Source organism: Enterobacter cloacae complex sp. P40C2 (assembly GCF_014930695.1).
In the GTDB taxonomy this organism is placed as follows: domain Bacteria; phylum Pseudomonadota; class Gammaproteobacteria; order Enterobacterales; family Enterobacteriaceae; genus Enterobacter; species Enterobacter pasteurii.
Genome location: NZ_JADBRP010000009.1, coordinates 1 through 21,214, shown reverse-complemented (window position 1 = coordinate 21,214; position 21,214 = coordinate 1). Strand labels below are relative to the sequence as shown.

General features: G+C 59.1%; 21 protein-coding genes. 14 read left to right on the top strand and 7 right to left on the bottom strand.

The features are described from left to right. Window positions 1–61 precede the first annotated feature (61 nt). Window positions 62–1,447, bottom strand: a complete 1,386-nt coding sequence (cysS, locus tag IM304_RS15555; RefSeq protein ID WP_176611001.1) for a cysteine--tRNA ligase — start codon at window positions 1,445–1,447, stop codon at window positions 62–64. A gap of 175 nt (window positions 1,448–1,622) precedes the next feature. On the opposite strand from cysS, the gene ppiB reads away from it, so the two are divergent. From ppiB to mnmH, 5 genes are all read left to right on the top strand, one after another. Beyond that, window positions 1,623–2,117 carry a peptidylprolyl isomerase B gene (gene ppiB / locus IM304_RS15550; RefSeq protein ID WP_000256009.1) on the top strand — a complete coding sequence of 165 codons (495 nt, stop codon included), beginning with the start codon at window positions 1,623–1,625 and terminating at the stop codon, window positions 2,115–2,117. 3 nt (window positions 2,118–2,120) lie between these two features. After that, on the top strand, window positions 2,121–2,843 hold the full coding sequence (gene lpxH, locus IM304_RS15545; RefSeq protein WP_193355947.1) for a UDP-2,3-diacylglucosamine diphosphatase: 723 nt from the start codon (window positions 2,121–2,123) through the stop codon (window positions 2,841–2,843). Between the two features lie 119 nt (window positions 2,844–2,962). Then, on the top strand, window positions 2,963–3,472 hold the full coding sequence (gene purE, locus IM304_RS15540; RefSeq protein WP_193355946.1) for a 5-(carboxyamino)imidazole ribonucleotide mutase: 510 nt from the start codon (window positions 2,963–2,965) through the stop codon (window positions 3,470–3,472). Further along, the gene (gene purK / locus IM304_RS15535) at window positions 3,469–4,536 is read left to right on the top strand and encodes a 5-(carboxyamino)imidazole ribonucleotide synthase (protein ID WP_176611004.1); all 1,068 of its coding nucleotides are present in this window, start codon (window positions 3,469–3,471) and stop codon (window positions 4,534–4,536) included. Before purE ends, purK begins: the two co-directional genes overlap by 4 nt. Before the next feature lie 86 nt (window positions 4,537–4,622). Further along, window positions 4,623–5,693, top strand: a complete 1,071-nt coding sequence (mnmH, locus tag IM304_RS15530; protein WP_193355945.1) for a tRNA 2-selenouridine(34) synthase MnmH — start codon at window positions 4,623–4,625, stop codon at window positions 5,691–5,693. A 95-nt stretch (window positions 5,694–5,788) separates the two neighbouring features. Here mnmH and IM304_RS15525 read toward each other — a convergent pair whose 3' ends face one another. From IM304_RS15525 to ybbA, 3 genes are all read right to left on the bottom strand, one after another. Then, window positions 5,789–6,934, bottom strand: coding sequence for a porin (locus tag IM304_RS15525; RefSeq protein WP_148419395.1), 1,146 nt, complete (start codon window positions 6,932–6,934; stop codon window positions 5,789–5,791). A 182-nt stretch (window positions 6,935–7,116) separates the two neighbouring features. Next, window positions 7,117–9,531, bottom strand: a complete 2,415-nt coding sequence (ybbP, locus tag IM304_RS15520; RefSeq protein ID WP_193355944.1) for a putative ABC transporter permease subunit YbbP — start codon at window positions 9,529–9,531, stop codon at window positions 7,117–7,119. Further along, window positions 9,528–10,214, bottom strand: coding sequence for a putative ABC transporter ATP-binding protein YbbA (gene ybbA, locus IM304_RS15515; RefSeq protein WP_193355943.1), 687 nt, complete (start codon window positions 10,212–10,214; stop codon window positions 9,528–9,530). Before ybbA ends, ybbP begins: the two co-directional genes overlap by 4 nt. Here ybbA and tesA point away from each other — a divergent pair. The 3 genes from tesA to IM304_RS15500 are packed head-to-tail and all read left to right on the top strand — an operon-like array spanning window position 10,185 to window position 12,520. Beyond that, window positions 10,185–10,817, top strand: a complete 633-nt coding sequence (tesA, locus tag IM304_RS15510) for a multifunctional acyl-CoA thioesterase I/protease I/lysophospholipase L1 (protein ID WP_148419398.1) — start codon at window positions 10,185–10,187, stop codon at window positions 10,815–10,817. The two genes, ybbA and tesA, sit on opposite strands and share 30 nt — an antisense overlap. Then, a complete protein-coding gene (locus tag IM304_RS15505; protein WP_193355942.1) occupies window positions 10,798–11,607 on the top strand; it encodes an SDR family oxidoreductase in 810 nt (269 codons plus the stop codon). The genes tesA and IM304_RS15505 overlap by 20 nt, the downstream gene beginning before the upstream one ends. 58 nt (window positions 11,608–11,665) lie before the next feature. After that, window positions 11,666–12,520, top strand: a complete 855-nt coding sequence (locus IM304_RS15500) for a co-chaperone YbbN (protein WP_148419400.1) — start codon at window positions 11,666–11,668, stop codon at window positions 12,518–12,520. Window positions 12,521–12,559: 39 nt separating this feature from the next. Here IM304_RS15500 and fetB read toward each other — a convergent pair whose 3' ends face one another. Beyond that, window positions 12,560–13,342, bottom strand: coding sequence for an iron export ABC transporter permease subunit FetB (gene fetB, locus IM304_RS15495; RefSeq protein ID WP_193355941.1), 783 nt, complete (start codon window positions 13,340–13,342; stop codon window positions 12,560–12,562). Then, window positions 13,335–14,006, bottom strand: a complete 672-nt coding sequence (gene fetA, locus IM304_RS15490) for an iron ABC transporter ATP-binding protein FetA (protein ID WP_193355940.1) — start codon at window positions 14,004–14,006, stop codon at window positions 13,335–13,337. The genes fetB and fetA overlap by 8 nt, the downstream gene beginning before the upstream one ends. Window positions 14,007–14,148: 142 nt before the next feature. Between fetA and IM304_RS15485 the strand changes: the two genes are divergently transcribed. The 3 genes from IM304_RS15485 (at window position 14,149) to IM304_RS15475 (ending at window position 16,521) form a co-directional block, all read left to right on the top strand. Next, complete coding sequence (locus tag IM304_RS15485; protein WP_193355939.1) at window positions 14,149–15,003, top strand: hypothetical protein; 855 nt, start codon at window positions 14,149–14,151, stop codon at window positions 15,001–15,003. Between the two features lie 154 nt (window positions 15,004–15,157). Then, window positions 15,158–16,072 carry an SPFH domain-containing protein gene (locus IM304_RS15480; RefSeq protein ID WP_148419404.1) on the top strand — a complete coding sequence of 305 codons (915 nt, stop codon included), beginning with the start codon at window positions 15,158–15,160 and terminating at the stop codon, window positions 16,070–16,072. Continuing rightward, the gene (locus IM304_RS15475; RefSeq protein WP_193355938.1) at window positions 16,069–16,521 is read left to right on the top strand and encodes an NfeD family protein; all 453 of its coding nucleotides are present in this window, start codon (window positions 16,069–16,071) and stop codon (window positions 16,519–16,521) included. Before IM304_RS15480 ends, IM304_RS15475 begins: the two co-directional genes overlap by 4 nt. Here IM304_RS15475 and cueR read toward each other — a convergent pair. Next, window positions 16,518–16,928 (bottom strand): Cu(I)-responsive transcriptional regulator, encoded by a 411-nt coding sequence (gene cueR, locus IM304_RS15470; protein WP_017383222.1) that lies wholly within the window; start codon window positions 16,926–16,928, stop codon window positions 16,518–16,520. The genes IM304_RS15475 and cueR overlap by 4 nt on opposite strands. A gap of 108 nt (window positions 16,929–17,036) precedes the next feature. Between cueR and copA the strand changes: the two genes are divergently transcribed. From copA to ybaK, 3 genes are all read left to right on the top strand, one after another. After that, window positions 17,037–19,535: a copper-exporting P-type ATPase CopA gene (gene copA, locus IM304_RS15465; protein WP_193355937.1), complete on the top strand. Its 2,499-nt coding sequence runs from the start codon at window positions 17,037–17,039 to the stop codon at window positions 19,533–19,535. A gap of 50 nt (window positions 19,536–19,585) precedes the next feature. Continuing rightward, entirely contained in the window at window positions 19,586–20,380 is a 795-nt protein-coding gene (locus IM304_RS15460) for a TraB/GumN family protein (protein WP_193355936.1), read from the top strand. 198 nt (window positions 20,381–20,578) lie between these two features. Next, window positions 20,579–21,058 carry a Cys-tRNA(Pro)/Cys-tRNA(Cys) deacylase YbaK gene (gene ybaK, locus IM304_RS15455; protein ID WP_176611017.1) on the top strand — a complete coding sequence of 160 codons (480 nt, stop codon included), beginning with the start codon at window positions 20,579–20,581 and terminating at the stop codon, window positions 21,056–21,058. The last annotated feature ends 156 nt before the right edge of the window (window positions 21,059–21,214 follow it).

The following is a 21,214-nucleotide window of genomic DNA, read 5'->3' as shown; positions in this document are numbered from 1 at the left end:
AGTGTTTGCCCCCTCTCCCTGTGGGAGAGGGCTGGGGTGAGGGCATCAGCGCGCACCAGAATTACTTACGACGCCAGGTGGTACCCTGCGGGCCGTCTTCCAGAATAATACCCATCTCGGTCAGACGGTTACGCGCCGCATCCGCTGCCGCCCAGTCTTTCGCCTGACGCGCCTCGAAACGCGCCTTAATCAGCGCTTCGATTTCCGCCACTTCGCCGTCGTCCGCCTGCGCGCCGCTTTGCAGGAACACGTCCGGCTCCTGCTCCAGCAGGCCGAGCACGGAAGAGAGCTTACGCAGATGAGACGCCAGCGCATTGGCCGCTGCCATGTCCTCTGACTTCAGGCGGTTCACCTCACGCGCCATGTCGAACAGCACCGAGTAGGCTTCCGGCGTGTTGAAGTCGTCGTTCATAACCTCAATGAAGCGGGCTTCGAACGCCTCGCCGCCTGCGGCCGGAACAGACCGGTCGGTGCCGCGCAGGGCGGTGTACAGACGCTCGAGCGCAGAGCGCGCCTGCTTCAGGTTCTCTTCGCTGTAGTTCAGCTGGCTGCGGTAGTGGCCGGACATCAGGAAGTAGCGCACGGTTTCCGCGTCGTAATACTTCAGCACGTCACGCACGGTGAAGAAGTTGCCCAGCGATTTAGACATCTTCTCGCGATCCACCATCACCATCCCGGAGTGCATCCAGTAGTTCACGTACTCGCCGCCGTGCGCGCAGGTAGACTGCGCGATTTCGTTTTCGTGGTGCGGGAACATCAGATCCGAACCGCCGCCGTGAATGTCGAAATGGTTACCCAGCTGTTTGCAGTTCATCGCTGAACACTCAATGTGCCAGCCCGGACGACCTTCGCCCCACGGGGATGGCCAGCTTGGTTCGCCCTCTTTGGACATCTTCCACAGCACGAAGTCCATCGGGTTTCGCTTCACGTCAACCACGTCGACGCGCGCACCGGCCTGGAGCTGCTCCAGATCCTGACGGGAAAGCGCACCGTAGGTTGGATCCGTCGGCACCGAGAACATGACGTCGCCGTTGTCCGCCACATAGGCGTGACCGCGCGCGATCAGCTTTTCGGTGATCTCGATAATTTCATGAATGTGGTGGGTTGCACGCGGCTCGCTGTCCGGGCGCAGAATATTTAAGGCGTCAAAGTCCTTGTGCATTTCAGCGATCATGCGATCCACCAGCGCCACAAAGCTTTCGCCATTTTCATTAGCGCGCTTAATGATCTTGTCGTCGATGTCGGTGATGTTGCGCACATACTTCAGGTTATAGCCCAGGAAGCGCAGGTAGCGCGACACCACATCGAACGCGACAAAGGTACGGCCATGGCCGATATGACAGAGATCGTAAACCGTAATACCACACACGTACATGCCGACTTCCCCGGCATGGATAGGTTTAAATTCCTCTTTTTGGCGCGTCATTGTATTAAAGATTTTTAACATCGAAGATTCCATGTAAACACGTGTGTGGATTGTTTGTTCCTTATAATACCCATAATTGGGAGCACGGTCAGCACACAATGCAAGGTGATCGTGTCCTGTGGTTATGCTATAACAAGCCCCTATATGTGACCCGAGCACGGGTCGACGCACCACAATAACGGAACAGGATGCAAAAATGGTTACTTTCCACACTAATCATGGCGATATCGTAATCAAAACCTTTGATGACAAAGCGCCTGAAACAGTTAAAAACTTCCTGGACTACTGCCGCGAAGGTTTCTACAACAACACCATCTTCCACCGTGTGATCAACGGCTTTATGATCCAGGGCGGCGGTTTCGAGCCTGGCATGCGCCAGAAAGAGACCAAAGAAGCGATCAAAAACGAAGCGAACAACGGCCTGAAAAACACCCGTGGTACGCTGGCGATGGCCCGTACTCAGGCCCCGCACTCTGCAACCGCACAGTTCTTCATTAACGTGGCGGACAACGACTTCCTGAACTTCTCTGGCGAAAGCCTGCAGGGCTGGGGCTACTGCGTGTTCGCAGAAGTGGTTGAAGGAATGGACGTGGTCGACAAGATCAAAGCCGTTTCTACTGGCCGCAGCGGCATGCACCAGGACGTTCCTAAAGAAGACGTTGTGATCACAAGCGTGACCGTCAGCGAATAATTCGTGGCGACACTCTTTATTGCGGATCTGCATCTGCAAACGGAAGAACCGGCGATAACCGCCGGTTTTCTGCGTTTTTTACGCGGTGAAGCAAAAAGCGCCGACGCGCTGTACATTCTGGGCGACCTGTTTGAAGCCTGGATCGGCGACGACGATCCGAACCCGCTGCACCGTGAAATGGCAGCCGCCATCAAAGCGCTGGTTGATAACGGTGTCCCCTGCTATTTCATTCACGGCAACCGTGATTTTCTGATCGGCAAGCGCTATGCCCGCGAGAGCGGCATGCTGCTGCTGCCGGAAGAACAGGTGCTCGACCTCTATGGCCGCAAGGTGTTGATCATGCACGGCGACACGCTTTGCACCGACGATACCGGCTATCTGGCGTTTCGCGCCAGGGTCCACACCCCGTGGATCCAAAAACTGTTTCTCACTCTGCCGCTCTTTATCCGCAGCCGCATCGCCGCCAGAATGCGCGCGGGCAGCAAAGCCGCCAACAGCAGTAAGTCGATGACCATCATGGACGTTAACCCGCAGGCGGTGGTTAGCGTGATGGAGAAGCATCGCGTCCAGTGGCTGATCCACGGTCATACCCATCGCCCCGACGTGCACTCCCTTGTCGCCAACGGCGAGCCCGCCCATCGCGTGGTTTTAGGCGCGTGGCACAGCGAAGGATCAATGGTAAAAGTGACGCCGGAAGGTGTGGAGCTGATCTCCTTCCCGTTTTAACGGCTTCTCGTCTTTTCGCCCATTTCTCAACCACGCAACCGTTTTCCTTGCCGGTATTACATGCTATTCTCTGTGCCCTCGAAAGCAGTGTGTTCCGCACCACAGGAGTTTTAAGACGCATGTCTTCCCGCAATAATCCGGCGCGTGTCGCCATCGTGATGGGGTCCAAAAGCGACTGGGCTACCATGCAGTTCGCCGCCGAAATCTTTGAAATCCTGAATGTTCCGCACCACGTTGAAGTGGTTTCCGCACACCGCACGCCGGACAAAATGTTCAGCTTCGCCGAAAGCGCCGAAGAGAACGGTTACGAGGTGATCGTTGCCGGTGCGGGCGGCGCAGCACATCTGCCGGGCATGATTGCCGCTAAAACGCTGGTGCCGGTACTGGGTGTGCCGGTACAGAGCGCCGCATTAAGCGGAGTCGACAGCCTCTATTCTATCGTCCAGATGCCGCGCGGCATTCCCGTCGGCACGCTGGCAATTGGCAAAGCGGGTGCGGCAAACGCCGCTCTGCTGGCGGCGCAGATCCTTGCCACCCACGATAAAGACCTCCACCAGCGCCTGGCGGACTGGCGTAAAGCTCAGACAGATGAGGTGCTGGATAACCCGGATCCGCGGGGTGCGGCATGAAGCAGGTTTGCGTTCTCGGTAACGGTCAGCTTGGCCGTATGCTGCGTCAGGCCGGTGAACCGCTGGGTATTTCCGTCTGGCCGGTCGGGCTGGATGCCGAACCGGAGGCCGTGCCGTTCCATCAGAGCGTGATCACCGCCGAGATTGAACGCTGGCCGGAAACCGCCCTGACGCGTGAACTGGCGCGCCATAACGCCTTTGTAAACCGCGACGTGTTCCCGATCGTTGCCGACCGCCTGACGCAAAAGCAGCTTTTCGACAAGCTCGGGCTGGCAACCGCGCCGTGGCAGCTGCTGTCCGATAAAAGCGAGTGGAGCGACGTCTTTGCGATGCTGGGCGAGCTGGCGATTGTGAAGCGGCGCGTCGGCGGCTACGACGGTCGCGGGCAGTGGCGTCTGCGCGCGCACGAGACCGCAGAGCTGCCGGATGACTGCTACGGCGAGTGCATCGTTGAGCAGGGCATTAACTTCAGCGGCGAAGTGTCGCTGGTTGGCGCGCGCGGCCACGACGGCCGTACGGTGTTTTATCCCCTCACGCACAACCTGCATCAGGACGGTATTCTGCGCACCAGCGTCGTCTTCCCGCAGGCCAATGCTGACCAGCAGGCGCAGGCGGAGGAGATGCTTTCAGCCATCATGCACGAGCTGGGCTACGTGGGCGTTATGGCGATGGAGTGTTTCGTCACGCCGTCGGGTCTGCTGATTAACGAACTGGCCCCGCGCGTACACAACAGCGGCCACTGGACGCAAAACGGCGCCTCCATCAGCCAGTTTGAGCTGCACCTGCGCGCCATTACCGACCTGCCCCTGCCGCAGCCGGTGGTAACCAGCCCGTCGGTGATGATCAATCTGATCGGCACCGATCTGAACTACGACTGGCTGAAGCTGCCGCTGGTGCACCTGCACTGGTACGACAAAGAGGTTCGCGCGGGCCGTAAGGTGGGTCACCTTAACCTGAACGACACCGATACCGATCGCCTGAGCGCCACCCTGGAAGCGATCGTCCCTCTGCTGCCGCCAGAGTACGCGAGCGGCATTGTCTGGGCACAATCAAAGCTCAGGTAAGCCCTATCTGCGCCGGGGAGTTGACCTTCCCCTTCCCCGGCGTACAATTCCCGCCCATTGCTGCTCAGTTTTCTTCTGGAATCACCATGAACGATGGAACGGACTATCGCGCGATCCTCGCGTCTGATACCCCATTAATCGACGTTCGCGCGCCGATCGAATTTGCCCAGGGTGCGATGCCTGGCGCACTCAACCTGCCCTTAATGAACGACGACGAGCGCGCCGCCGTCGGCACCTGCTACAAGCGTCAGGGTCCCGACGCCGCGCTGGCGCTCGGCCATAGCCTGGTAAACGGCGAAACGCGTGAGGCGCGGATCGGCGCCTGGCGCGAAGCCTGCCTTGCTCACCCTGAGGGCTACCTGTGCTGCGCGCGCGGCGGCCAGCGCTCGCATATTTCACAGGCCTGGCTGAAGGAGGCGGGTATCGACTATCCGCTGATCCGCGGCGGCTATAAGGCCCTGCGTCAGACGGCGATTCAGGTCACCGCCGAGCAGTCGCAAAAGCCGATGGTGCTTATCGGCGGCTGCACCGGAAACGGAAAAACGCTGCTGGTGAAGCAGCATGCGCAGGGTATCGATCTGGAAGGGCTGGCGCACCACCGCGGCTCATCGTTTGGCCGCACGCTCACGCCGCAGCTTTCACAGGCGAGCTTCGAGAATCACCTTGCCGTCGAGCTGCTGAAAAAAGATGCCGCGCGCTGGGTGCTGGAGGATGAAGGCCGGATGATTGGCTCTAACCACCTGCCGGAATGCCTGCGTGACCGCATGGCTGAAGCCCCTATCGTGGTGGTCGAAGATCCGTTTGAGATCCGTCTTGAGCGCCTGCGCGAGGAGTATTTCGACCACATGTGGGCGGATTTTTCTGCCGCCTACGGTGAAGAAGCGGGCTGGAAGGCGTACAGCGAGTATCTGCATCACGGCCTGTTCGCCATTCGCCGCCGGCTCGGGCTGCAGCGCTTCGCGGAGTTTACGGCGCTGCTGGACGCAGCCCTAGCCGAGCAGCAGCGTACCGGCAGCACTGACGCGCACTTCAGCTGGCTTGCGCCGCTCCTGAACGACTATTACGATCCGATGTACGGCTATCAGCTGGAGAAAAAGGCGGAGAAGATTGTCTATCGCGGGACGTATGGCGAGGTCGCTGACTGGCTTAATCGCTAAAAGACGGCAACCACGTTGCCGCTTTAAGCGTTTTTCCTTCTCCCCGTGGGAGAGGGCCAGGGTGAGGACATCAGACCACACCCTGTGGTTCGACCTTAGAAGTCGTAACGCAGACGCACCAGGTTCATATCGCCCAGGTTGTCGGTGCTGGACGTGAACACGTGTTCGTAATCCACGCGGAAACCGTAGTCCAGCTGGAAGCTGATGCCCACGCCGTTGTCGGTGCGCTGGTAGTTACGTCCGTTCACGTACTCAATGCGGTCGCCCATGAAGTACGGCTGGATGGATTTCACCGCGTACTGACCGACCGGGAATTTATAGCCGGCAAAGTATTCAATACCCCATGCGTCACCGGCGAAGTAGTCGTTAACCGACACTTTTTTGGTGGTCATAAAGTTCTGATACCAGCCGCCGCCCGCGGAGAAGGTCCAGTTATCCGGCGTCCAGCTCAGCGCGGTACCGAGGATATTCTGGTCGTAGGTTTTGCTGTCGCCGTTGTCCGGGTTACGCATGTCGGCACGGGTGTAGTTCCACGCGGCACCCCAGGTCAGATCGGTGGTCAGGTGGTAATCGATACCCAGTGAACCGCCGCCTTTACGCTTGTAGCGCAGGCCGTTGCCCGGCAGGTATTCGCTGTCCTCAAACAGGTAAGAGGCATAGATATCTGCATCGCCCACGGTTTTCTTGTATTTCAGCATCTGACGTGAACGATAAGAGCCGTCGTAGTCGCCGTTGATCCCGTTACCCGGTGCCTGACCGATCATGTCGTAGTCCCAGATATCGGTTTTTGCGCCCACCACGTCATAGTACACGCTGTTCTGCTGGCCGAAGGTCAGCGTACCCCAGGTGTCACTTTTCAGGCCGGTATAGAGCATGCGGCGAGAGGTGTCGTGCGCGCCGTCGGCGTAGTGATTATCCCAGTTAAACTGCGCCGGAATGTTCACACCCAGCTCGTAATAGGTGATCCAGCTGATGTCATCAAACAGGTAGTAGTCCGCTGCGAAACGGAAGCGAGTGCCGCCGTCAAAGCCGTTACGCTTGTAGCTGTTTTTGCCGTCATCGCCGGTCATGTTCTGGAACTGTGGACGGATACTGCCGCCAACGGTGAAGTTCAGTCGGCTCAGCGGGTTACCCGCCTGCGGATCCTGTTTCAGAATGGTGATTTCCGCCTGAGATGCGAAAGAAGCCAATGCCACTGCTGCGCCGATCGTTGTCGCCAGCGCTGTTTTTCTTATAGTCATTATTTTTCCTTGATAGACACGCTGCTAAATATTTAGCTGGTGAATATTAACCGGAAATATTCGCACTGTGTGGGCGGGTTTTTAATGTTTTGTGCTACTAAACGTAGGGTGATTAACGATTTGTGCCGTTAAAGGGTTACGCACCAGCACATAAGCCGGCGCGTAACCATCACGAGGGTAAACTAGCTCACAAACTGGCGGAACAGCGCTTTTCCTTTTAACAGGCGCGTACCGAGCCAGCCGCCGCACAGGGACAGCAGAACGGCGCCGCAGACAGGCAGCGTGAGCCACAGCCGCCAGTCAGGCTCCCACGGGAAATCGAACACTTTCGACTGGAGCACCGCCAGCGCGGTTTCCGCGCCGATGGCCGCCACCAGGCCCGCCACCAGCCCAAGCAGAGCGAACTCGCTCCAGAGCGTGGCGCGCAGCAGTCGCTTGCCTGCGCCCAGCGTGCGGTAGACCACCAGCTCCTGGTGACGCTGACGCATGCCGACCTGCACCTGCGCCAGCAGCAACAGCACGCCGCAGATCGTCACCAGCACCACCATCACCTCCAGCGCGCGGCTCACCTGCTCCAGCACCTGCCCGACCTGTCTGAGGATCGCGCCGATGTCCAGCAGGCTCACCGTCGGAAACTCCCGGTTGAGCTGCGTAAGCATGCCGTTGCCGTTTTCCCATCGGAAGCTGGTCAGCCAGCTCTGCGGCTGCCCGTCCAGCGCGCCCGGCGGGAAGATGAAGAAGAAGTTAGGCCGCAGGCTTTCCCAGTCGACCTTGCGCAGGCTGCTAACCCTGGCGCTGAAGTCCTGCGTGTCGCCGGTAAAGGTCACGGTATCCCCCAGCTTCACGTTCAGGCGCGTCGCCAGCCCCTCCTCCATTGAGACTTCTCCCGCTTCAGGCGGCCAGCTGCCCGCGACAATCGGGTTGTGGTCCGGCCGCTTCGCCTGCCAGGTCAGGTTCAGCTCGCGGTTGAGCGACTCATCTTTATTTCCCTCCGTCGACTGGCCGTTGATCTGCGTCAGCCGGGCACGCACGATCGGGTAGAACGACTCGGGGATAATGTGGTGCTCGGACAGGAAGCCCTTCAGCGGCGTCACCTGCTCAGGAGCGATGTTGATCAGGAAATAGTTCGGGCTTTCCGGCGGAAGCTGCTGCTGCCAGCGGTCCAGCAGATCCCCGCGCAGCACCAGCAGAAGCGCCAGCAGCATAAACGACAGCGAAAACGCCGAAAGCTGGCTGAGGGTGGACCACGGCTGGTGCAGCAGACGGTTCACCGCCAGCCGCACGGGCAGCGATTTCACGGTCAGCTTTTTGAGCAGGCTGAGCAGCAGCCAGCCCAGCGCGCCGCACAGGAGCGCCAGCACCACCGCGCCCGCCAGCACCGCCCACAGCAGCGTGCTGCCGCCCATCAGCCAGGCCAGCAGCCCGACCGCCACCGCAATTATCACCGGCAGGTAAAACTTCAGCGGCCAGACGTTCGCCACCACATCGCGGCGCAGCACGCGCAGCGGCTGCGTTGCGAGCAGCAGCCGGTACGGGCGTAACCCCACCAGCAGGGAGATCACCGTCATCGCGCCGATGGCCCAGAGCCACGGCCAGAGGCTGGCCGGGGGCAGCGCGGCGGGCAGCACCGGCTTGAGCAGCACCATCAGCAGCTTTTCAAACAGCAGCCCTATCGCCCCGCCGGTAGCGGCCGACAGCGCCAGCACCATCAGCCACTGGCCGACGATCAGCCTGCGCAGCTGCGCACGTCCCGCGCCGAGGGTTTTGAGGATCGCCACCAGATCGTAACGGCTGCGGCAGTAGTGCCCCATCGCCACCGCAACGGCCGCTATGGCCAGCAGCAGGGTCAGCAGGGCCGACAGCAGCAGGAACTGCTGAGAACGTTCGAGGGATTTGCCGAGCGCCCCTTCATCCTGCTCCAGCCCGTACCAGCGGTGTTCCGGCTTGAGCTGCGGCAGGAGCCATTTTTCATACGCCTCCAGCTGCGCAGGCGTGCCGCCAAACTTATAGCGCCAGGTAACGCGGCTTCCCGGCTGAACAGCACTGGTTTTCGCCACGTCGGCGGTGTTCATCAGCAGACGCGGCGCGAGCTGAAACGGGTTAAACCCGGAGTCGGGCTCCTGCACTACCTCCCCGGCAATTTTAAGGGTTGCGTCGCCAACGTCGATACTGTCGCCGGGCTTGAGGTTCAGCAGCGCCATCAGGCGCGATGCCAGCAGCACCGTACCGGTGGTCGGTTTTAGCCCCGGCGGGCTGGTTTGTAATTCACCGTACATCGGATAGATATCGTCCACGGCCTTCACGCTGGCAAGCTGCGGCGTATCACCGGCGAAGGTCATGGTCTGGAAGGTGATCTGCTCCCCTACCTTCAGCCCCTCCTTGCGCGCTGCCTCGATCCAGCCCGCCGGCACGGGGCGAGAGCTTTGCAGCGTCCTGTCCCCGGCCATAAACTCCCGGCTCTGCTGGCTGAGCCCTTTTTCCATGCGGTCGCTGACGCTGCCGAGCGCCAGCACGCAGGCTACCGCCAGGCTTAACGCCAGCCAGACAATCAGCAGCGAGGGCGAGCGCCATTCGCGCCAGAACCAGCGGGCAATCATGCTTCCTCCTCAAGAATACCGTTCACCAGCCGCAGGCGGCGGTCGCAGCGGGCGGCCAGCTGCGGATCGTGGGTGACCAGAATCAGCGTGGTGCCGTGCTCGCGGTTGAGCGAAAACAGCAGGTCGGCAATTCTGTCGCCGGTTTTGCGGTCGAGGTTGCCCGTAGGCTCATCGGCAAACAGCACCTCCGGGCGTCCGTTAAACGCCCTGGCCAGCGCCACGCGCTGCTGCTCACCGCCGGAAAGCTGCGCCGGAAGGTGGTCGAGACGTTTTCCCAGCCCCAGCTGTTCCAGCAGGGCTTTGGCGTGGTCGCGGCTTTCACGGGTATTTTCACCGCGCAGCAGGCCCGGCAGCTCGACGTTTTCCAGCGCGTTCAGGGTTGGGATAAGCATGAAGGACTGAAACACAAACCCGATATGCCGGGCACGCAGCGCGGCGCGCGCCTCTTCATCCAGCGCATGAAGGGGCTGGCCGACAAGGTTCACTTCCCCACTGCTGCCGTCGTCCAGACCGGCCAGGATCGCCAGCAGCGTGGACTTGCCGGAACCGGATTCACCAATGAGGGCGATGGTTTCGGCACGTTTGACAACGAGTTCAACTCCGGTGAGGATGGAAAGCTCGTGTTCTCCCTGACCGACGGACTTCTTAAGACGATGAACTTCAACAATGTTTTCCGCTGGCATTTGCCCTTCCTGTTTTTGATGCTGATGACCTTCCGCGCGGCGGCTGCGGACACGTTATTGATTCTGGGCGATAGCCTGAGCGCGGGCTATCGCATGGCCGCCAGTGCGGCCTGGCCCGCCCTGCTCAATGACAAATGGCAGTCCCGGACGTCTGTCGTTAACGGCAGCATCAGCGGCGATACGTCGCAGCAGGGCTTATCGCGCCTGCCTGCCCTGCTTAAGCAGCATCAACCGCGGTGGGTGCTGGTTGAACTGGGCGGCAACGACGGCCTGCGCGGCTTCCAGCCGCAGCAGACGGAGCAAACGCTGCGTACCATTCTGCAGACGATTAAGGCCGCTAACGCCCGGCCGCTGCTGATGCAAATTCGCCTGCCCGCTAACTACGGCCGTCGGTATAATGAGGCGTTTAGCGCTATCTATCCTAAGCTTGCCAAAGAGTTTGATATTCCGCTGCTGCCATTTTTCATGGAGGAGGTCTACCTCAAGCCCCAGTGGATGCAGGACGATGGCATTCACCCCAATCGCGATGCCCAGCCGTTTATTGCCGACTGGATGGCAACCCGGCTGGCACCTTTAGTAAAACATGACTCGTCAAACAGCTGAGAACCTGACAGGTAAAGTTATGCAAAAATCGGTCTTAATAACAGGATGTTCCAGCGGAATTGGCCTTGAAAGCGCCCTTGAACTGAAGCGTCAGGGGTTTTGGGTGCTGGCAGCCTGCCGCAAACCCGATGATGTGGAACGCATGAGAGGGCTTGGACTTACCGGCATCCTGCTGGATCTGGATTCGCCAGAGAGCGTGGAGCAGGCCGCCGATGAGGTCATCGCCCTGACCAACAACCGTCTTTACGGCCTGTTCAACAACGCGGGCTACGGCGTGTACGGTCCGCTACAGACCCTCTCACGGGAACAGCTGGAGCAGCAGTTCTCCGCTAACGTCTTCGGCGCGCATCAGCTCACCATGCGCCTTCTCCCCGCCATGCTGCCGCACGGCGAAGGGCGTATCGTGATGACCTCCTCGGTCATGGGCCTGATCTCCACGCCGGGCCGCGGTGCTTACGCTGCCAGCAAGTATGCCCTTGAAGCGTGGTCCGATGCGCTGCGCATGGAGCTGCGCCACAGCGGGATCAAGGTCAGCCTGATTGAGCCAGGCCCCATCCGCACCCGCTTTACGGAAAACGTTAACCAGACGCAGGCGGACAAACCGGTCGAAAACCCCGGTATTGCCGCGCGTTTTACGCTTGGGCCGGAAGCGGTTGTCGCCAAAGTACGCCACGCTTTCGAGAGCGACAACCCAAAAATGCGCTATCCGGTCACGCTGGTGACCCATGCCGTCGGCTGGTTAAAACGCCTGCTGCCGGGACGGATGATGGACAAAATTTTGCAGGGTTGAGTTGAAGCGACGACGCTTACCCCCATGTAAAGAGTAAACCGACAAAAGAGAATGCCGCATGTCCGTACAGAATATCGTCAACATCACTGAAGCTAACCTGCAACAGACGCTCGAACAGTCGATGACTACACCGGTGCTGTTCTACTTCTGGTCTGAACGCAGCCAACACTGCCTGCAGCTGACGCCAGTCCTGGAAAGCCTTGCAGCGCAATACGGTGGTCAGTTCATCCTGGCGAAGCTGGATTGCGATGCCGAGCCGATGGTGGCCTCCCAGTTTGGCCTTCGTGCGATCCCAACCGTCTACCTGTTCCAGAACGGGCAGCCGGTCGACGGCTTCCAGGGGCCGCAGCCGGAAGAGGCGATCCGCGCCCTGCTGGACAAAGTCCTGCCGCGCGAAGAAGAGCTGAAGGCGCAGGAAGCCATGGCGCTGATGCAGGAAGGTAAATACGACGAGGCGCTGCCGCTGTTAAAAGACGCGTGGCAGCTATCGAATCAGAACAGCCAGATTGGTCTGCTGCTGGCTGAGACCCAGATTGCGCTGCACCGCCCGGAAGACGCGGAAGCGGTTCTGAAAACGGTGCCAATGCAGGATCAGGACACCCGTTATCAGGGGCTGGTGGCGCAGATTGAACTGCTGAAGCAGGCGGCCGATACCCCGGAAATTCAGCAGCTCCAGCAGCAGGTGGCGGATAACCCGGCGGATGCCGCGCTGGCAAGCCAGCTTGCGCTCCAGCTGCATCAGGTCGGCCGCAACGAAGAGGCGCTAGCCCTGCTGTTCGGCCATCTGCAAACGGATCTGGCCGCCGCAGACGGGCAGGCGCGTAAGGTATTCCAGGATATCCTGGCGGCGCTCGGCACCGGCGACGCGCTGGCGTCGAAGTATCGTCGTCAGCTGTACGCGCTGCTGTACTGATGCCGGATGCCCGGTAGCGCTCGCGCTTACCGGGCCCCCTCACCGCTCGTTTTTCAACGATGACGCCACCAGCTGGTGACGTGAGTTGTAGAATTTCCGATAGGTTAAGTAGCAGGCAACGATCGTCGACAGGCTCGCCGTTGCGAGCAGCATGAACGTCACCATAATCTGATACTTAATCGCTTTGACCGGATCGATGCCGGCAAAAATCAGCCCTGACATCATCCCCGGCAAGCTCACCAGCCCCACCGTTTTTGCGGAATCCACGGTTGGGATCAGCGATGAACGAATGCTGTCGCGGATCAATTGCGCCGAGGCCACCTTCGGCGTTGCCCCCAGGCTCAGCTTTTCCTGAAGCTGCTGCTGCTCGCTGCTGAAGCGCTGCCCCAGGTTGTTGTAGCACAGCCCCACCGCCACCATCGCGTTACCGGCAATCATCCCGGTAATGGGGATCACCTGCATCGGGGTAAACTCGATCGATCCGGACAGTACCAGCACGGCCAGCGTTAATGCGGTTCCGGTAGTGATGGCGATAAGCGAAGAGATAAAGGCTTTATCGATGTATTTACTGCGCTTTTGCGCGTTCCACGCCGCGTTAAAGCAGATAAACAGCACCATCAGCAGGGTCAACACCGCATGGTTGACGTTGAAGATGTATTTCAGCACATAGCCAACGATGATGAGCTGGATCACCGCTCGGGCGATACTCCACAGGATGTCTTTTTCCAGCCCCAGCTTTTCCCGGTAGCTCACTACAATCGCCACCAGCACCAGCACCATCGACAGCGCCAGCGATTCGTTCGTTATATTATGTTCACCCACGGCCAGCCTCCTGCATTTTTCCGCCCTGCGGCACGAGCGTGATGACGTCATCCGCATGGGTAATTTCGTTAGAATCGTGCGTCACCCAGAGCACGGCAATATGCTGTTCCCGGGCGTAGCGATGAATAATGTCGTTGACGTTGCGCTTGTTGGCGTCATCCAGCGCGCTGGTGATCTCGTCCAGCAACAGCACCTTCGGCAAGAACTGCAGGTTACGGATCAGCGATACGCGCTGCTTTTCCCCGCCCGACAGATCATTGATCGATTTGGTCAGCGTCTCCTTCGAAAGCCCAAACCGGGCCAGATCGGCGGTAAACTTCTCAGGTTCAGGCGTTTGGCTGCGGATTTGCCAGGGAAAAATCAGATTGTCGTAAACCGTATTGCCAAACAGCGACGGCGTTTGCACGCAGTAGGACACCTGCTGGCGATAGTGTTCCGGTGAAAGCGTAGCGATATCCTTGCCTTCAAACAGGATCGTTCCCTCCGTTGGGCTCAGTAACGACGCCACGATTTTGAGAAGCGTACTTTTGCCGCAGCCGGATGGCCCGGTAATAAGCTTGAACTCACCCGGTGCAAGGCAAAAATCGACGTGCTGAAGGATCGTGTTGTCCCCCACGCGAAACCCAACGTCCCTGATATCCAGAAGATTTTTTTTATTATCCATTCCGATTCCATTAACCGCTTTTGTATGAACAGCCTGTAGCATAATCCTTTCAGGTTCACAGTGCGAATAGCCTTAAGCTATGGCTAGTGTTAAACTTTTTGTTTGCTAATTGTCACCTCTATCACTACAGGTAGTAAGCCGCATGACACATATCTTTTACGAGTTTTCTTCCCTGAAGCCAGGCGTTCCTGATGTCGAAACATTAATGGAAGTCATCAATTCTTCGGAACTCACGCGTTTTGTTATGGGTGCAGAGGTGGTCGATTTTGTTAAGAAGGCGCTCATCGTCAACACCACGATTGGCAGCTTTAAGAACTGCTATTTTGCTTTCGATGACGGGGCCTACTTTCTGGAATTTGACGGCAAGGGTAAATCCAGGCGCTTTACCGACGTGCCGGACTGGTTCGTCACGCCTGCGGAATTTGCCCGCTCCCAGTGGCTGATCAACCATGACCTGGCCGAGGTAAAGGCGACCGAGTTTATCGAGGTGCTGATGTCCTACCCGCTCAAAGAGCGCCGCGCGCACTGTAACCTGCTGTTTGGTCTGGACCTGCATAAGGTCAACGTGGTGCCGGCCCCCGCGGCGCCTGCCGGAAAAATGGGGAATAAAAACGGCAAAACCACCAAGCCTCGCGTTACGGATCTCAGCTCATTCGAGCTTTTCACCGCGTTCTTCGCGCGTATGAAAGCGGCCGTTAACGCTAACGAATTTCCGACCCTACAGGTGCTGACCGGCCGGGAGGATCTCGCCAGGGCACCGCACAGCTTAAAGCAGGGGATCAGAACCTGGTTTAAGGCGATCGCGGGGGATCTGCCGCCCAATAACAAACGCGTCGGCGCGGGTAACGCAATCCTGTTTTGCGCCCCCATTCGCGAGCAGATCCGCCAGATAGAGGCCATCGGGCTGGAAAAATACTATCAGGGGTTATCGAAAGCCATTGCTGACGCCGGTGACGGGTTTATCACCGACTTCAGTTACACCCACTCAGAAAACTAATATTCTGCGCCCTGCTCTCCGGGCGGGGCGTTTTATTTTTACCAGTCCGGTTCCCACCTCTTTACAGGGGCGAAATCCAGCCCGTTAGCCGATATACTTACGTTCAACAATTACGCCGTTTTTCTCGTTACAGCATGCAAAACAGGAGGTTTTTATGCTCATCGTTATACCCGTACTTATTTTCGTTGCGCTGGTTATCGTTGGCGCAGGCGTCAAGATTGTTCCGCAGGGTTACCAGTGGACCGTTGAGCGCTTTGGCCGTTATACCACCACCCTTCAGCCTGGGTTAAGCCTGATCGTCCCGTTCATGGACCGAATTGGCCGCAAGATCAACATGATGGAGCAGGTGCTTGATATCCCTTCGCAGGAAGTCATTTCGAAGGATAACGCCAACGTCACCATCGACGCGGTCTGTTTTATTCAGGTCATTGACGCGCCGAAAGCGGCCTATGAGGTGAGCAACCTGGAGCTGGCCATCGTCAACCTGACGATGACCAACATCCGTACCGTGCTTGGCTCGATGGAGCTGGATGAGATGCTCTCCCAGCGCGACAGCATTAATACCCGCCTGCTGCATATTGTCGATCAGGCAACCAATCCGTGGGGGATTAAGGTCACCCGCATTGAGATCCGCGACGTGCGCCCACCGGCAGAGCTGATCGCCTCCATGAACGCCCAGATGAAGGCCGAGCGTACCAAGCGTGCCTATATTCTGGAAGCCGAAGGGGTGCGTCAGGCCGAGATCCTCAAAGCGGAAGGGGAAAAACAGTCGCAGATCCTGAAAGCCGAGGGCGAGCGGCAGTCCGCCTTCCTGCAGGCGGAAGCGCGTGAACGTTCCGCAGAAGCAGAAGCGCGCGCCACGCAGATGGTGTCAGAGGCGATCGCCGCCGGGGACATTCAGGCGGTGAACTACTTCGTCGCACAAAAATATACCGATGCGCTGAAGGAGATTGGCTCCGCGAACAACAGCAAGGTGGTGATGATGCCGCTGGACGCCAGCAGCCTGATGGGCTCTATCGCGGGGATTACCGAACTGATCAAAGACAGCGGAAACGAGCGTAAAAAATGATTGAGCTCATCGTTGCACATCCTCATGCGTTCTGGCTAAGCCTTGGCGGCCTGCTGCTGGCCGCCGAGATGCTTGGCGGCAACGGTTACCTGCTCTGGAGCGGCGTTGCCGCGGTGATTACCGGGCTGCTCGTCTGGCTGCTGCCTGTCGGCTGGGAGTGGCAGGGCGCCCTGTTTGCCGGCCTGACGCTGGTGGCCGCCTGGCTGTGGTGGCGCTGGCTGAACAAACGGGTACAGGCGCAGAAACCGGTCGATGCGCATCTCAACCAGCGCGGGCAGCAGATCGTGGGTAAACGGTTTACGCTCGATACCGCGCTGATCAACGGACGCGGCCATATGCGCGTGGGCGACAGCTCGTGGCCGGTGATGGCCGACGATGACCTCAGCGCCGGAACGCGGGTTGAGGTCATTGCGGTGGAAGGGATAACCCTGCGGGTTAAGGCCTGTTAAGCATGCGTTTTACGATGGCAGCAGCCGGAAAGATTATCGATAATCGGGCATTCGGCGCTGTCGTCCCCCGGGCAGGATTCAGCCAGCTGCAGCAGCTGTTCGCGCATCGCCTGTAGCTCGATGATGTGGCGTTCAATCTCTGCCACCTTTTCCAGCGTGCGTTTTTTCACGTCCGCACTGTGGCGCTTCGGATCGTTAAACAGGTTAACCAGCTCGCCGCACTCTTCGAGGTTAAACCCCACCTGTCTTGCCTGGCGCAGTAACGTCAGTTCATCAAGGTGCAGTTGCGTATAGCTGCGGTAGCCGTTCTCACTGCGCAACGGTGGCGTCACCAGCCCTTTTTCTTCATAAAAGCGAATCGCTTTGCTGGTTAAGCCGGTTTTTTTCGCAACATCACTGATATTCACATTTCCCCCTTGACCTTCCCCTTGATGGAAGGTTTAACCTTCATAACAGTTAGCGAAAAGCGTTACTCCGGTCAACAACTGACCAGACTATTATACGGGAGTTTTGTTATGTCTCACACTATTGACCTGACGCTGGATGGCCTCTCCTGCGGCCACTGCGTCAAACGCGTTAAAGAAAGCCTGGAACAGCGTCCTGACGTCGAAAGCGCAGAGGTGACTATCGATCGTGCCGCCGTAACCGGCAGCGCCAGCGCCGACGCCCTGATTGATACCATTAAGCAGGCCGGTTACGGGGCGGAGTTAAGCCACCCAAAGGCTAAACCGCTGGCAGAGTCATCATCCCCGTCGGAAGCACTGACAGCGGCCACTCCTGAGCTTCCGGCAGCGGATGATATTGATGACAGCCAACAGCTGCTGATCAACGGCATGAGCTGCGCCAGCTGCGTTTCACGCGTACAGAATGCCCTTCAGGCGGTTCCGGGCGTCGCACAGGCACGGGTAAACCTTGCGGAGCGCACCGCGCTGGTGATGGGCAGTGCCTCCGCCGCAGATTTAGTGCAGGCCGTGGAAAAAGCGGGCTACGGGGCTGAGGCCATCGAAGACGATGCCGAGCGCCGCGAGCGCCAGCAGGAAACGGCTATTGCTACCATGAAGCGCTTCCGCTGGCAGGCGATTGTCGCCCTGCTGGTCGGTATGCCGGTGATGGTGTGGGGCATGATGGGTGACAACATGATGGTCACCGCTGATAACCGCACGCTGTGGCTGGTGATTGGCCTCATTACCCTTGCGGTGATGGTGTTTGCAGGCGGCCATTTTTATACCAGCGCCTGGAAAAGCCTGAAAAACCGCACGGCGACGATGGATACGCTGGTCGCGCTCGGAACGGGCGCCGCCTGGCTGTACTCGATGAGCGTAAACGTCTGGCCCCAGTGGTTCCCGATGGAAGCCCGCCATCTCTATTATGAAGCCAGCGCGATGATTATCGGCCTGATTAACCTGGGCCATATGCTGGAAGCGCGCGCTCGTCAGCGCTCGTCGAAGGCGCTGGAAAGATTGCTCGATTTAACCCCGCCGACGGCCCGCGTGGTGACGGACAACGGGGAGCAAAGCGTGCCGCTCGCCCAGGTACAGCCGGGTATGACGCTGCGCCTGACCACCGGCGACCGCGTGCCCGTTGACGGTGAAATCACCCAGGGCGACGCGTGGCTTGATGAAGCGATGCTGACCGGGGAACCCGTTCCTCAGCAGAAATCGCAGGGCGACGCGGTGCATGCGGGTACGGTGGTGCAGGACGGCAGCGTGCTGTTCCGCGCCAGCGCCGTCGGTAGCCACACTACCCTGTCGCGCATCATTCGCATGGTCCGCCAGGCCCAGAGCAGCAAGCCGGAGATTGGTCAGCTTGCCGATAAAATTTCCGCCATTTTTGTGCCGGTGGTAGTCGGTATTGCCCTGCTGAGCGCGGCAATCTGGTATTTCTTCGGCCCGGCACCGCAGATTGTCTACACCCTGGTAATCGCCACCACGGTGCTAATCATCGCCTGCCCTTGCGCGCTTGGCCTGGCAACGCCGATGTCGATTATCTCTGGCGTCGGGCGCGCCGCCGAGTTTGGCGTGCTGGTCCGTGATGCCGATGCGCTGCAGCGGGCGAGCACGCTGGATACGATTGTCTTTGATAAAACCGGTACGCTGACCGAAGGCAAGCCGCAGGTGGTGGCGGTAAAAACCGCTGGCTTCCCGGAGGCTGACGCGCTGCGCCTTGCCGCCGCGCTGGAGCAAGGTTCCAGCCACCCGCTGGCCCGCGCCATCGCGGAGAAGGCCGGAACTATCCGCCTGCCGCAGGTAAGCAACTTCCGCACGCTGCGAGGTTCAGGCGTCAGCGGTGAAGCCGAAGGGCACGCGCTGCTGCTGGGTAATCAGGCGCTGCTGAATGAAAACGGTGTTGATACGTCCGCGTTCGAAGATGAGCTGAACGCGCAGGCTTCGCGGGGCGCGACGCCGGTTCTGCTGGCGATTGATGGTCAGGCGGCGGCGCTGCTTGCCGTGCGCGACCCGCTACGCCAGGACAGCGTGGACGCCCTTCAGCGCCTGCACCGTGCGGGCTACCGCCTGGTGATGTTGACCGGCGATAATCCGACCACCGCTAACGCCATCGCCAAAGAAGCAGGCATTGACGAGGTAATCGCTGGCGTACTCCCGGATGGCAAAGCGGACGCCATCAGGAAGCTGCAGGACGAAGGTCGTCAGGTGGCGATGGTGGGTGACGGCATCAACGACGCTCCGGCGCTGGCTCAGGCTGACGTGGGAATTGCCATGGGTGGCGGGAGCGACGTCGCCATTGAAACCGCCGCGATAACCCTGATGCGCCACAGCCTGATGGGCGTGGCGGATGCGCTGGCGATATCGAAAGCCACGTTGCGCAACATGAAGCAAAACCTGCTCGGAGCGTTCGTCTATAACTCGCTGGGCATTCCGATTGCTGCCGGCATTTTGTGGCCGCTGACCGGCACCCTGCTGAACCCGGTGGTTGCGGGTGCGGCGATGGCGCTCTCGTCAATTACCGTGGTGAGTAACGCCAACCGTCTGCTGCGGTTTAAACCGAAGGATTGAACCTTGTTCTCCTACGCGCTAGCATGAACCTTTCCGTTCATGGAGCGCGTATGGGTCTGTTTAATCGTATAAAAGCATCGTTTCGCGCCCTTTTCCCCCGTCGCTATCCCTGGCCCGGTATGGATATCTCTCTTCCCGGCGGGCAACATCTGCACCTCGTTGGCAGCATCCATATGGGCACGCAGGACATGTCCCCGCTGCCAGCCGGCCTGATAAAACTGCTCAGGAACGCCGACGCGCTGGTCGTTGAGGCCGATATCTCGGGTCATGAGTCACCGTTTGCGGGGCTGGAGAGCGACCGCCCTCTTGCGGAACGCCTCAGCGAAGCGCAGCTTAGCGAACTGACGCGCCTCACGGACGAAACCGGGGTCTCGCTCTCCATGCTCGACACCCTGCCCCTGTGGCAAATTGCCATGGTGTTGCAGGCGACACAGGCGCAGCGCCTTGGGCTACGCGGCGATTTCGGAATAGACTATCAGCTGCTTAACGCGGCAAGGGCGCGCAACCTCCCGGTCATCGAACTGGAAGGCACGGACAGCCAGATCGCTCTCCTGCGACAGCTTCCCGATGACGGCCTGATGCTGCTGGATGACACCCTGACCCACTGGCACACCAACGCGCGTCTGCTGCAAACGATGATTGGCTGGTGGCTGGATGCACCGCCCACGGGAAGCAGGCTTGCGCTACCGTCGACGTTCAGCGAATCGCTGTATGACGTACTGATGAACGCGCGCAACCGCGCATGGCGGGAAACGCTGCACGCCCTGCCTGCCGGTCACTATGTTGTCGCGGTTGGCGCGCTGCATTTGTACGGAGAAGGGAACCTGCCGTCGCTGCTGAAATAAAAAAATGGCCAATATCGCTATTGGCCCGTCAAAGAGGAATTTCATCGTTTTTATTATGCCGAAGTGACCTTCGGTTGAGCCGATTGTCGCTCAAAGTGACCATCACTGCCAATACTATTGCGCAAGATGGTGCTATTTTTTAGACAAACGTCAGGCGAATGCTGCTGGCATTAATCGTCTGTCGCAGGAAGGATAGCCATGACTCCCGCCGTTAAATTACTCGAAAAAAACAACATTACTTTCCGGATCCACACCTACGATCACGATCCGAACGAAACCAACTTTGGTGATGAAGTGGTGCGCAAGCTGGGGCTGAACGCGGACCGGGTTTATAAAACGCTGCTGGTCGCGGTGAACGGGGACATGAAGCACCTCGCCGTGGCGGTAACGCCCGTCGCCGGACAGCTTGACCTGAAGAAAGTCGCCAAGGCGCTGGGTGCGAAAAAGGTGGATATGGCGGACCCGACGGTTGCGCAACGTACCACCGGCTACCTCGTGGGCGGCATCAGCCCTCTGGGGCAGAAAAAACGCCTGCCGACGCTGATCGATGCCCCTTCACAGGAATTTGAGACGATCTATATTTCTGGCGGCAAACGCGGGCTGGATATCGAGCTGGCCGCCGGCGATCTGGCGAAAATGCTGGACGCGCAATTTGCGGATATCGCGCGCCGGGATTGAGAACGTTGCCCGGTGGCGGCTGCCAGGTAAAAAAAACGGTAACAGGCGTTACCGTTTTTTTTGTTCGCGCCTTCTCCCGGTGGGCTGAGGGATCCCCAGTAATTTTTTTACCGAAAGCGACGAATGTTGTTTCAGGAAAATAAATGAATTACAGCG

Bases quoted from the DNA above. Each gene is read 5' to 3' on its own strand.
- ybaK (WP_176611017.1), top strand. From the start codon at position 20,579: ATGACTCCCGCCGTTAAATTACTCGAAAAAAACAACATTACTTTCCGG.
- IM304_RS15500 (WP_148419400.1), top strand. From the start codon at position 11,666: ATGTCCGTACAGAATATCGTCAACATCACTGAAGCTAACCTGCAACAG.
- purE (WP_193355946.1), top strand. From the start codon at position 2,963: ATGTCTTCCCGCAATAATCCGGCGCGTGTCGCCATCGTGATGGGGTCC.
- IM304_RS15485 (WP_193355939.1), top strand. From the start codon at position 14,149: ATGACACATATCTTTTACGAGTTTTCTTCCCTGAAGCCAGGCGTTCCT.
- IM304_RS15460 (WP_193355936.1), top strand. From the start codon at position 19,586: ATGGGTCTGTTTAATCGTATAAAAGCATCGTTTCGCGCCCTTTTCCCC.
- cysS (WP_176611001.1), bottom strand. From the start codon at position 1,447: ATGTTAAAAATCTTTAATACAATGACGCGCCAAAAAGAGGAATTTAAA.
- ybbP (WP_193355944.1), bottom strand. From the start codon at position 9,531: ATGATTGCCCGCTGGTTCTGGCGCGAATGGCGCTCGCCCTCGCTGCTG.
- mnmH (WP_193355945.1), top strand. From the start codon at position 4,623: ATGAACGATGGAACGGACTATCGCGCGATCCTCGCGTCTGATACCCCA.
- IM304_RS15480 (WP_148419404.1), top strand. From the start codon at position 15,158: ATGCTCATCGTTATACCCGTACTTATTTTCGTTGCGCTGGTTATCGTT.
- ppiB (WP_000256009.1), top strand. From the start codon at position 1,623: ATGGTTACTTTCCACACTAATCATGGCGATATCGTAATCAAAACCTTT.
- ybbA (WP_193355943.1), bottom strand. From the start codon at position 10,214: ATGCCAGCGGAAAACATTGTTGAAGTTCATCGTCTTAAGAAGTCCGTC.
- fetA (WP_193355940.1), bottom strand. From the start codon at position 14,006: ATGGATAATAAAAAAAATCTTCTGGATATCAGGGACGTTGGGTTTCGC.
- copA (WP_193355937.1), top strand. From the start codon at position 17,037: ATGTCTCACACTATTGACCTGACGCTGGATGGCCTCTCCTGCGGCCAC.
- IM304_RS15525 (WP_148419395.1), bottom strand. From the start codon at position 6,934: ATGACTATAAGAAAAACAGCGCTGGCGACAACGATCGGCGCAGCAGTG.
- purK (WP_176611004.1), top strand. From the start codon at position 3,469: ATGAAGCAGGTTTGCGTTCTCGGTAACGGTCAGCTTGGCCGTATGCTG.
- IM304_RS15505 (WP_193355942.1), top strand. From the start codon at position 10,798: ATGACTCGTCAAACAGCTGAGAACCTGACAGGTAAAGTTATGCAAAAA.
- IM304_RS15475 (WP_193355938.1), top strand. From the start codon at position 16,069: ATGATTGAGCTCATCGTTGCACATCCTCATGCGTTCTGGCTAAGCCTT.
- tesA (WP_148419398.1), top strand. From the start codon at position 10,185: ATGAACTTCAACAATGTTTTCCGCTGGCATTTGCCCTTCCTGTTTTTG.